This is a genomic window from Halomonas sp. Mc5H-6 (assembly GCF_024124705.1).
GTDB lineage: Bacteria > Pseudomonadota > Gammaproteobacteria > Pseudomonadales > Halomonadaceae > Vreelandella > Vreelandella subterranea.
The window spans coordinates 233,087-244,868 of sequence record NZ_JAMXSI010000006.1 but is presented as its reverse complement, the minus strand read 5'-3'; the positions used below and the strand labels follow the sequence as shown (position 1 = coordinate 244,868).

8 protein-coding genes are annotated in these 11,782 nt (G+C 59.6%); 5 read left to right on the top strand and 3 right to left on the bottom strand.

From position 1 onward, the window contains the following. On the top strand, positions 1–2,102 hold a 2,102-nt coding region (locus NH395_RS11135), incomplete at its 5' end, for a type I secretion C-terminal target domain-containing protein (RefSeq protein WP_253024806.1). A 126-nt stretch (positions 2,103–2,228) separates the two neighbouring features. After that, complete coding sequence (locus NH395_RS11130) at positions 2,229–2,555, top strand: tryptophan synthase subunit beta like protein (RefSeq protein WP_253024804.1); 327 nt, start codon at positions 2,229–2,231, stop codon at positions 2,553–2,555. 98 nt (positions 2,556–2,653) lie between these two features. On the opposite strand, the gene NH395_RS11125 is transcribed toward NH395_RS11130, so the two are convergent. The 3 genes from NH395_RS11125 to NH395_RS11115 all read right to left on the bottom strand — a co-directional run bounded on the left by NH395_RS11125 (position 2,654) and on the right by NH395_RS11115 (position 6,275). After that, entirely contained in the window at positions 2,654–4,555 is a 1,902-nt protein-coding gene (locus NH395_RS11125) for an EAL domain-containing protein (RefSeq protein WP_253024791.1), read from the bottom strand. An 11-nt stretch (positions 4,556–4,566) separates the two neighbouring features. After that, entirely contained in the window at positions 4,567–5,238 is a 672-nt protein-coding gene (locus NH395_RS11120; RefSeq protein WP_253024816.1) for a transglutaminase-like cysteine peptidase, read from the bottom strand. 350 nt (positions 5,239–5,588) lie between these two features. Next, positions 5,589–6,275, bottom strand: a complete 687-nt coding sequence (locus NH395_RS11115) for an arylesterase (RefSeq protein ID WP_290443789.1) — start codon at positions 6,273–6,275, stop codon at positions 5,589–5,591. Here NH395_RS11115 and NH395_RS11110 point away from each other — a divergent pair. The 3 genes from NH395_RS11110 to glyA all read left to right on the top strand — a co-directional run bounded on the left by NH395_RS11110 (position 6,274) and on the right by glyA (position 11,697). Next, complete coding sequence (locus NH395_RS11110) at positions 6,274–7,059, top strand: ABC transporter ATP-binding protein (protein WP_253024789.1); 786 nt, start codon at positions 6,274–6,276, stop codon at positions 7,057–7,059. The two genes, NH395_RS11115 and NH395_RS11110, sit on opposite strands and share 2 nt — an antisense overlap. Continuing rightward, a complete protein-coding gene (locus NH395_RS11105; RefSeq protein ID WP_253024787.1) occupies positions 7,056–9,623 on the top strand; it encodes an FtsX-like permease family protein in 2,568 nt (855 codons plus the stop codon). Before NH395_RS11110 ends, NH395_RS11105 begins: the two co-directional genes overlap by 4 nt. 808 nt (positions 9,624–10,431) lie before the next feature. Next, on the top strand, positions 10,432–11,697 hold the full coding sequence (gene glyA / locus NH395_RS11100; protein WP_253024785.1) for a serine hydroxymethyltransferase: 1,266 nt from the start codon (positions 10,432–10,434) through the stop codon (positions 11,695–11,697). Positions 11,698–11,782 lie beyond the last annotated feature (85 nt).

The window sequence follows — 11,782 nt, the reverse complement described above, 5'->3', positions numbered from 1 at the left end:
CCACCGTGACCGCGGGCGACGACGCCTTCGTGGGCGGTCAGGCCACCCTGACCAACAGCATCGCCGAAGTCCTCAACGACAGCGACAGCGAGTTCGAAGAGCTCGCCACCGCCGGTGAGACCAGCGTTATTATTGAAGACACCACACCACCAATCGCTGATCCCGTACTTACTAATGCTGAGGTTGGCGATGACAATCCGATAGGTCGAAATGATCAGGTTTTATTCAAATCATTCACCGTGGGCGGAGGTGTTGATTCAGTCGTAGGGGGCGGTTTTGAACAGACACCAGCAGAATTTGAGGAAAATCCCTCATTAGGTGCTGTCGATACGAACGACCTAGAAAGTAGTCTTTCGTTTGTGCTTACCTCCCTGCCGACTTTCGGCACGTTGTATGTTGATCTAGATGGAAGTGGAACGGATCAAGGATATGTTGAAGCCAGCGAGGGAGCAGCCTTCAATACTGATGCAACGCTCTACTGGTCGGTTAGCAAGGATGAGGTCGAGGAGTTAGCGCCAGCTACCATAAGCGGTGGCAGCGTTAGTGATTGGCAATCTGGAGATGTGGATATTTATGCCTACAATATTTATGGCGTAAAAGATGAGAGCTTGTTATCAGTTGATGGCCGGGGCTACCTTGGCGTAAAAGATAACACCGGCATCCAACAACAAGTCCCTGATCAACTTGGACAGCGTGGGGATGGTTCATCTGAAGAACTGATATTCGACTTCAAAAAACCAGTTGGCGAAGCAAACGTCAAGATATCTAACTTAATTGGTAGCGAAGGAGAAGTGGGCTCTGTCACAGCTTACTTGAACGGCGTTTCCGTCGGTGAGTGGACGTTCAGTAATAAGGCGAGTGATGAACTCAATGGAAAACCAGTAGATCTTGTACTCAACAACGATAGTTTTACGCTTGAAGGTGTTGTGTTCGATCAACTGCGTTTTACAGCTGAAGAATATGCAGATGGATATTCTAAGCCAGGTGATAGTAGTGACTATTTTATTCAGTCGATTGACTACAAGGTCCTGCCTGAATCTGGTTTCAGTTATAAAGTGATTGATTCAGCAGGTAATGAAAGCGAAGTTGTTGATGTCACTATTGGTCAACCGGACGTTTCGACTCAGGTGCCGGAGGGTACCGTTTTGCCTGACGATTACGTCATAGGTGTTGCTGCGCATACGAGCGGAAATGGTGGTGGCAATGGCAATACCGGGACTTACGCAAATAATGGCCGGGGAGGCCGGTTGAAAGCTGATGCCATGGACGGTAGCGGCTCCACAGTAGGTGCCCCTAAGGACTCTGATGGTTACTATGGAGTGGATCATAGTTCTAATGGGAACAACGATAACCCGAATATGATAGACGGGCACGAGGCGCTGTTGATGAAAGTCGCGCAGCCGCTTACCAGTATGACGTTTGCCATCAAAGGTGAGTTGGATGGAGCAACATACTCACTGTTTGACGGCGAAGGAAATCGAATCAGCGAACCAAGTGAGCTAAGTTCCGCCAATGGTCGTATAGAAATCTCCAGCAACACACCATTTAGCTATATTGCCTTTGATGGAAGTTCAAGCGGTGACTCCGAGTTCTCTGTAAAACCCATAGGCTATATCAGCCAGTCGGGAAACCAGTTTATTCAGGGAACAGATGGAACAGATACTCTCAACGGGCAATCCGGCGATGACATTCTGGTCGGTGGCGAAGGCAACGATATTCTCTACGGTGGTGCAGGTGCTGATACCTTTGCTTGGAGCTTTGGCGATGAAGGTGAAGAGCTTCAGCCAGCTATTGATCGGGTGAAAGACTTCACTGAGGGTAAGTTTGGTACGGATGACAACGCTGACAAGCTCGACCTCTCCGATCTTCTGCAGGGTGAGGATAGTGGCAACATCAATGGGTACATCTTTGCCGAAGAAGATGGCGACAATGTTGTGCTTAGTATCAGCACTGAAGGTAATCTGAACGGCAGTACAAGTGCCGCCGATCAGAAGATTACCCTTGAAGGGAAATCCTTTAGCGACTTCGGCGTTAATAGCGGGGCTTCAGAGGATTTGATTGCCAAGATGATTGAAGATGGTCAGCTGAAAATTGACCAATAACCCGAATGCGCTGAGCCGCTGATACTGCCCCGCCGAGTGTACTGCTCGGCGGGGCTTTTTATTGTTACTGCAGTGCCTGCGTGGATTGTTTATGCTGGCAGGCAGCGAAAAACAAGGAGTCGATAAATGTACGTCAACCGCGACAGCCAGGGCGAGATCAGCGAGGTCAGCCGCAGCGTAAGTGAGCGTTGCAAGGAGTACGTTTCGCCGGAGTCGGCGGAGCTGCAGCGTTTTATCAACGCCGAAACCCATGAAGCCGCGCTGCTCAGGCAGTCGGACATGGAGTTCGTGCGGGTACTGGAAGACGTGATCACCCTGTTGATGGATAAGGGGATCATCCGCTTCACGGACCTGCCGGAAAAAGCCCAGGAAAAGCTCCTGGACAGGCAATCGCTGCGCAAACGCGTCAACGACGTAGGGCTGATCAGCGACGATGACAGCGACGTTATCTAACCATCGCTCATGACGTTAATCAGCGGCGCATCCTTGCCGCTGATCGACCGTTAATCTTCTTTCTTACTTCTTACTTCTTCCCTCTTTCTTCTTACAACTTACGGCGCCTTCACTCCAGGCCCGGTCACCGCATCAAGCCCCAGGTCAAACAGGGTTTCGGCTTCTTCGGGGCGTTTAACGCCTTCGGCAATAGCCAGAATACCCAGCGAGTGGGCCAGGGTGGCCATGCCGCGTAGTATGGTCTGCTGGTCAAATGCTTGGTCCACGCCGGTGACCAGGCTGGCGTCAAACTTGAGGAACGCAAGCCCCAGATCGTGAAGGTCGGCAAGGCGAGTGAACTCGCTGCCCACGTGCTCAAGGCCTATCCGCACGCCGGTGTGCTGCAACTCGCGGCACAATAACCGGAAGCTTGCCAGGTCATGCAGCGCGGTACTTTCGGGTAGCTCGATCCATAGCTTGCGGGCCGCCTCGGGGGCATGCTCAAGCATTTGGCGCAGCGCCTTGATAAACGCCATGTCGCTGACCGCGCGGCCGGAGAGGTTGATACCCAGCGGTAGCTGATCGGTCTCGATAATCGCCAGAGCACGCTCGGCCACGGCCAGGTCCAGTTTGTCTTCCAGCTGCAGGCGGGCCACCCAAGGCATGAACAAGCCCGCACTTCGCCACTCGCCTGCTAACTCAAGACGCGAGGGCGCTTCATAATGCACCACTTCCTGACGGGCATTGACCACCGGGAAGCGAGCCAGCGCGACGCCAGCGTTCATCGACTGCATCAGCGCCGAGCGCCAGGCATCATGGGTCGTGTACAGCGGCAAGCGCGCCTCGTCCGAGACGGCCACCAACGCCATATCACCCCGGCCCTCGGCATCGGCAAGTGCGCCGTCGAGCGCGGCAAGTCGTTGGGAAGGCGTATCGCCGTGAGTGTACTCACTCAGCGCGGCGGGAAGCCGAAGCGGCTCGCCCACAGCATCGCGTAGCAGCGTCAGCTGATGCTTGAGGCTTTCACTGACGTGCTCGATATCCTGGGAGCCATGGACCACCACCAGGAAGTCACTGCCGTTCAAACGGCCCACCTCACCACCGCCCAGTTCATTGGCCAACTGCGCCAGATGGCTCACCAGCGCCCGCAATGCCGCATCGGTGGCCTGACGGCCCAGGCGCTCGTTGACCTCGGGCAGGTCGTCAACGCGCACCATAATCAACACACCGCTGGCACGCTGGGAGTCACTTTCCAGGTTGCGCTGCAGGTGCTCCAGTAGCGTTGTGCGGTTAGAGGCACCCGTGGTGGCATCCTCCTGCAAGCGGCGGCGCAGCTGGTCGAGCTTGCCGGTTTCTTCGCTGAGCATGGTATGCACCGCCCCGGAGAGCGTGTTCATCGCCTGGACCACCTCGCGCAGCTCCAGTGTGCGTGGCTCTGAAGAAGTGGTAAAGCGGCGCGCACTGATGCTGCGTGCCTGGCTGACCACTTCCAGCAGCGGCCGACGGATGGTGCGCACAATCCACCAGGCCAGCAACAGGCTGATGGCACCGACCAGGGCAAACCAGGCCGCCATTTTCAGCGTGCTTTGCCACAGCGAGCGGTAGGCGGCGTCATGTTGGCTCGCCAGAGTCAGGGTGCCGTACTGGCTCCAGCCATCCTGCACCACCGCCTGGCCAGGGGAAACATCCAGGCGCACCAGGTCAACAAACCAGCCGGGCACACCGTCGTCCAGCGGCTCGGCTTCGCGGCGCTGCATGATGTCACCTTGAGGCGAGCGCAGTTCGATCAAACGGTAATGCCCGGTATCAAACTGCGCGGATAGCAGCAGCTCAATGCTGACGTCGTCCTTTTCCATCTGGGTCATGGAAAGTGCCAGGGCGTTGGCGTTATCGGCATTCTTGATCTGCACTTCCTGCTCAACGTAATCCCGCGTGGATGTCACGCTCACCGCCAGACTGCCCACGAATGCCAGCAGCAGTATCAGGATGACCGTCAGCCAAAGCTGCTTGATGAGAGACATATCCTATCCTCTTAAATAAATCCTTGATCGCGCATGCGGTTAACCACGCTTTGCCAGCGTGAAAGCCGCGCGAGTGGGTCCGCCCGTGACTCCTGCGAACCCCCGGCCCACAAGCCGCTGCTGTTGAAACTGAATACAGGGGTCAGGTCGTTGCGTTCCGAGGCCGGTCGAATGGAAGGGATGATGTTATCCAGTACCAACGGCTCGGACGCCGGTGTTTGATAGTACCCAAGCACCATATGTGCCTGGCTTTGCTGGGAGCGGCCAATCTGCGCCCGAACATAAATCATGCGCAGCTTATTGCCCGGCACGCCCAGTTCCTTCAGCGTGATGTACTTGGCAATCGAGTAATCTTCGCAGTCACCTTCGCGCTTGCCCAGCATTTCCAGCGGCGTGGCCCAGTAATCTTCCTGGCCCCAGATGGAAATGTCATCCCGCCAGCGCACCTTGCGGTTGAAGAAGTCATTCACTTCGCGCATCTGGTCGCCAAGCCTCGCGCCGCGCAGTCGCTGGATCATTGACAGCCACTCATCGATCAGGGTCACGCCCGAGGCCCCGTGCGCCTGCTGCATCTTCTGGCGGATCCGCTCCGGATTGAACGCCGAAGCCGTGGAAGGCGCGCCAATCATCAGGCACAACAACCCCGCGCCCAGCCCCGAGAGCAGTTGCCGCCGCGATACCATCACGTTACCTGGCCATCCAGGGCCGAGCGAGATAGAAACCTGTTTTGAAGATATTCAAGCTAATGGGGTTATCCTCATGGTGCCTTGTAAGAACTTCTCAATTTATATCGACAAAAGACGTTGCAACTTAATCGCGCCACGAAAAACAATGCATGCACCCAACCGTTGTAGGAGCCCGACTTGTCGGGCGATCAGGCCGTCTACAAGCCATATCTCTCGGTGCCTTGATCCTTGCTGATCGCCCAATGAATTGGGCTCCTACAACCCCCATGCACAAGCGCCGGTGGTTGCACCCAGCCATTGTAGGAGCCCGACTATGTCGGGCGATCAGGCCATCTACAAACGATAACCTACTGGGCCATGATACCTTCCAACTCTTCCCACACGGTTTCCAGAATAATCGGCTGGGCTTCGGCGGTGGGGTGAATGCCGTCGTTCTGCATCAAGGCATCGTCGGTGGCCACGCCTTCCAGCAAAAACGGCACCAGCGTAACGTCGTAGGTGTCGGCGAGGTTATGATAAACGGTGGTAAACGCCTCACGGTAGGCAGCGCCGTAGTTGGGCGGAATATCAATGCCCAGCAGCAGGACCTCGGCATCTGCGGCCTGGCTGGCCTCGATCATCGTCGCCAGGTTGGACTGCATCTGCTGCGGCGGAAGGCCGCGCAGCCCATCGTTGCCGCCCAGCTCCAGCAGAACAATATCCGGCTCGTGCTGTCCTAACAAGTCATCGAAACGCTGCACACCACCCGACGTGGTTTCACCGCTGATGCTTGCGTTGACCACGGTTGCCGCTTCCGGCAGCCGCTCTTCAAGCAAGGCCACCCAGCTTTCATCGCGCTCAATGTTATACGCCGCGCTCAGGCTGTCGCCCATGACCAAGAGGGTGGGGGCGGAGTCAGCGTCGGAGTCGACCGACTCAGCGTTGACTGGCGAGGCGACCAGGGTGGCTATCAGCACCCCCAGCCACAGGGTTAGTATGCGGTAATGTTCTCGCCATGTTACTTTTTGCCAAGCTACAAGGATGCCACGCTTCATGTCTTACTCCTCTGCTGATTCCCCTGAGCCCACCGCCAAGGCGGCTGGCCAACGCGTGCTTCATGCCGAACGTTTGACCAAAAGTGTCACCAGTGGCGAACGCTCGCTAACCATCTTACACGACCTTTCGTTGAGCGTGGCAGCCGGAGAGAGCGTGGCCATTCTGGGCAAGAGTGGGGCGGGCAAATCCACCTTGCTGGGCCTGCTGGCAGGGCTGGATACCCCGACAGACGGCGAACTCCACCTGTTCGGCCATCCCCTCAGCCGCCTGGATGAAGATGGCCGTGCCTCGCTGCGCGCGGGCCGCGTCGGTTTTGTGTTCCAGAATTTTCAACTGCTGCCCACGCTAAGCGCCCTGGAAAACGTGCTGTTGCCGCTGGAACTCTCGCCCCGAGCCGGGGAAACCGACACCGCCGCCCAGTGGCTGACCCGCGTTGGCCTGGGCGAGCGCCAGGGCCACCTGCCCAAACAGCTTTCCGGCGGCGAGCAGCAGCGCGTGGCCATCGCCAGGGCATTTGTCAGCGACCCGGAGCTGGTCTTCGCCGACGAACCCACCGGCAACCTGGACCCGGACACCGGCGCGCAAATCATCGACCTGCTCTTCGAACTCAACCACCAGGCGGGCACCACGCTGATCCTGGTCACCCACGATCACGCCCTGGCTCGCCGCTGCGACCGCTGCCTGCGGCTGGTCGACGGCCACCTTGACGCCTTCGATCCCCACACCCTCGCCAGCGATACGCTGGAAAGCTATATCCCTAAAAACCACGAGGCCGGGACATGAGCAACCTTAACGCCCGGCTGGCCCTGCGTAGCCTGAAGCGCGACCTGCGTGCCGCCGACGTGCGCGCGCTGTTCGTGGCGCTCATGCTGGCAGTGGCCGCCTCCACCATGATCGCGTTTTTCCTCGACCGCCTGGACCGCGGCCTGGAACGCCAGGCCAGCCAGATGCTCGGCGGCGATGTGGTCCTGGAGCAGCGCGACCCGTTCAGCGAAGAGCTGCGTGCCCAATTGGAAGATGCCGGCTTTACCCTGAGCGACCAGGTCGATCTCGTCTCGATGATCAGCCGCGACGACCGCTTCCAGCCCGCCAGCCTGAAAGCCGTGGACGATATCTACCCGCATTACGGTACCTCGCGGGTAGATCTGGGCAATGGCACCGAGCAAGTGGCCTCCGGCCCGGCAGCGGGTGAAGCCTGGGCCGACCCACGCCTCGCCCAACTGATTGACATCGAGATTGGCGACAGCGTTCAAGTGGGGCAGACAGAGCTGACCATCAGCGGGATTATAGAGCGTGAGGCCGACCAGTCCGGCGGCTTCGGCAGCTTCAACCCCCGGCTGATGCTCAACACCGCCGACCTGGAGGCCACCGGGCTCGTCCAGGAAGGCTCCCGGGTCGAGTTTGAAATCCTCGCCGCCGGGCCACCTCAGGCGCTGGATGCCGTGCAGGGGCTGCTCGATGAACTGCGCCGGGAGGGTGTTGAAGTCAGCGACGTGCGCGTCGACCAGCCACAGTTAGGCAATGCCCTGGAACGCGCCGAAAGCTACCTCGGCCTTGCCGGGCTCGCCGCCGTGCTGCTGGCAGGCGTGGCCGTGGCCATGTCCACCCGCCGTTATGTGGAACGCCATCTGGACACCGCCGCGCTGCTGCGCTGTTTCGGGGCCAGCCAGCACCAGCTGGTCGTCATCTTCTCGATACAGTTGCTGGGCCTGGCCCTGGTGGCCTCGCTGTTGGGTGCCATCTTGGGGCTGGCCGGGCAGGCGCTGTTATTGTGGCTGCTGGCCAGCTTCCTGCCCATGACGCTACCGCCGCCCGGCATCATGCCCCTCGGCCTGGGGGTGCTCACGGCTTTCGCCGTGCTGATCGGCTTTGCCGGACCTACACTGCTGCGCATCAAGCGCGTCAGCGCCCTCAAGGTACTGCGTCGCGAGCTGGACCCGCTGCCGCCCGCCGCATGGCTGGTGGTCAGCGTGGCCAGCCTGGTGTTTGGCGGCCTGCTATGGCTGTACTCCGGCAGTCTGCCGCTGGCAATGGCCCTGTTGGTCGGCGGCGCGGCCCTGCTCGGCGTGCTGTGGGGCGTTAGCATGCTGCTGCTGAATGGCGTATTGCGTGGCGTGCAGGCGCTCTCGGGCAAAGGCCCCTGGTCGCAGGCGCTGCGCCTGGGCGGGCGCCAGTTGGGGCGGCGTCGGCAGGCCGGGCTCGGCCAGCTAATGGCGTTCTCGGTGACCTTCTTCGCCATGGCGATGATCGTTCTGGTACGCGGCGACCTGCTCAATACCTGGCAGAACCAACTGCCCGACGACACGCCCAACTACTTCGCGATCAACATTCAGCCCAGCGAGCGTGACGACTTTGAGGAGGTGGTCAGCCCGCGGGCCGAAGCGCAAAGCGAACTCTACCCCATGGTGCGTGGCCGGGTGATCTCGATCAACGACCAGGACCCGCGTGAAGCGGTGCGCCCGGATGCCCGCGGCGACAACTCCCTGCGCCGCGAGCTCAACCTAACCTGGCAGGCCGAGGTGCCGGAAGGCAACGAGATCGTCGCCGGGGAATGGTTTGCAAGCGAAGAGGGCGCTGACGAACAGCAAGGCTGGATGAGCGAGGTAGACGCCCAGGCCCAAGCTGCGCCGGTGCCCATTTCCGTGGAAGACGGCCTGGCCGAACGGCTCGGGTTGACGCTGGGCGACCAGATCACCTTCGCCGTGGGCAGCGATGAAATCACCACCGAGATCACCAGCCTGCGCAGCCTCAACTGGGATACCTTCCGGCCCAACTTCTTCGTGATCTTCCCGCCGGATGTGCTGGAATCGTTCGGCCACAGCTATATCACGGCGTTTTACTTGCCGGAAGAAGAGCAAAGCCTGATCAATCAACTGGTAAGGGACTTCCCCGGCGTTTCGCTGCTTAACGTCGAGGCCATTCTGGGGCAGGTGCGCGATGTGCTCACCCAGGTCACCCGCGCGGTGGAACTGGTGCTGATCCTCGTGCTGCTGGCCGGGGTCAGCGTACTCTACGCCGCGCTGACCGCCAGCCGACCGGTGCGCGCCCACGAAAGCGGCCTGCTGCGCGTCTTCGGGGCAGGGGAGACGATGATCTCGCGGGTGCAGGGCGCCGAGTTCGCCCTGCTCGGGTTTGCCAGCGGGCTGCTGGGCGCGGCCCTGGCCGAACTGGCCACCGCCGTGCTGTATCTCTACCTGCTGGACTTGCCACCCCGGCCGCACCCCGAGCTATGGCTTGCGCTACCCATCGGCGGCGCGCTGCTCATCGGCATTATCGGCCACAGCCTCTCCCGCAGCCTGCGTAAACAAGCCCCCGCGGCAAGTTTAGGGTTATTGGGCGAGGCCTAGCACCCAGCCCGTAGGAGCCCGACTTGTCGGGCGATAAGGGCGTCTACAGGCGATAACCTGCGGTGGTTCGATCACTACTGATCGCCCAATGAATTGGGCTCCTACAACCCCCGATGCACATACGTGGGTGGTTGCACCCAGCCCTGGTAGGAGCCCGACTTGTCGGGCGATCAGGTCGTCTACAGGCGATAACCAGCGGTGGCTCGATCACTACTGATCGCCCAATGAACTGGGCTCCTACAACACCCATGCACATACGTGGGTGGTTGCACCCAGCCCTTGTAGGAGCCCGACTCTGTCGGGCGATCAGACTGTCTACAGGCGTTCACCCTCGGCGCCTCAATGATTGCTGATCGCCCAATGAATTGGGCTCCTACAACCCCCGATGCACATACGTTGGTGGTTGCACCCAGCCCCTGTAGGAGCCCGACTTATCGGGCGATCAGGTCGTCTACAGGCGATAACCAGCGGTGGCTCGATCACTACTGATCGCCCAATGAATTGGGCTCCTACAACCCCCCGATGCACATACGTGGGTGGTTGCACCCAGCCCCTGTAGGAGCCCGACTTGTCGGGCGATCAGACTGTCTACAGGCGTTCACCCTCGGCGCCTCAATGATTGCTGATCGCCCAATAAATTGGGCTCCTACAGGGCGATCAGACCGTCTACGAGCAACATTCAAGCAGCACCACCACATGAGCGCGATTCATCTGCATCCTGACGCGTATGCGATGAAACTCGCGCTCGGCTGAGGTATCATGGGCGCCTACTCTTTCATGACGACCCTTCGTACGAGGTTCCCCGCCGATGTTCAGCCGCGATATGACAATTGCCGGATTCGATGATGTGCTTTTTGACGCCATGCAGAAAGAAGTGGCCCGCCAGGAAGCCCACATCGAGCTAATTGCCTCCGAAAACTACGCCAGTCCCCGCGTACTGGAAGCCCAGGGCAGCCAGCTGACCAACAAATACGCCGAAGGCTACCCCGGCAAGCGCTACTACGGCGGCTGTGAATTCGTCGACATCGCCGAAAACCTCGCCATCGATTACGCCAAGGAGCTGTTCGGTGCGACCTACGTCAACGTGCAGCCGCACTCCGGCTCCCAGGCCAACAGTGCCGTCTTCCAGGCACTGGTCAAGCCGGGCGACACCATTCTGGGCATGAGCCTGGACGCCGGTGGTCACCTGACCCACGGCGCCAAGCCCAACTTCTCCGGCAAGCACTACAACGCCATTCAATACGGCCTCGATGAGCAGGGGCTGATCGACTACGACCAGGTCGCGGCACTGGCACGCGAGCACAAACCCAAAATGATCATTGCGGGTTTCTCTGCCTACTCGCAAATTGTCGACTGGGCCAAGTTCCGCGAGATCGCCGACGAAGTAGGCGCTTACCTACTGGTGGATATGGCCCACGTATCCGGCCTGGTTGCCGCAGGCGTTTACCCAAGCCCGCTGCCCCACGCCCACGTGGTCACCTCCACCACGCACAAAACCCTGCGCGGCCCGCGTAGCGGCGTGATTCTCTCCGCCGAGAACGACGCGGATATCGAGAAAAAGCTGCAATCCGCCGTCTTCCCCGGCGGCCAGGGCGGCCCGCTGATGCACGTCATCGCCGCCAAGGCCATCTGCTTCAAGGAAGCCATGGCGCCCGAGTTCAAGACCTACCAGCAGCAGGTGGTCAAGAACGCTCAGGCAATGGCGGGTGTGTTTATCGAACGCGGCTACGACATCGTCTCCGGCGGCACCGAAGATCACCTCTTCCTGCTCTCGCTGATCAAGCAGGGCGTGACCGGTAAAGACGCCGACGCCGCCCTAGGCCGTGCGCACATCACCGTCAACAAGAACGCCGTGCCCAACGACCCGCAAAGCCCCTTCGTCACCTCCGGCCTGCGCATCGGCACGCCCGCCGTGACTACCCGCGGCTTCGGTGAAAAAGAGTGCAGCGACTTGGCCGGCTGGATCTGCGACATCCTCGACGTACTCGCCAGCGGTGACGACACCGCCGCCATCGAAGCCGAGGTCAAAGCCAAAGCCGCCGCGGTATGCGACAAGTTCCCTGTCTATAAGTAATTAAACGAAGTGGCTTGATCGACCCTGATCGCCCAATGAATTGGGCTCCTACAAAAAACAGGTGCCTGCACCTAGCCCCTGTAGG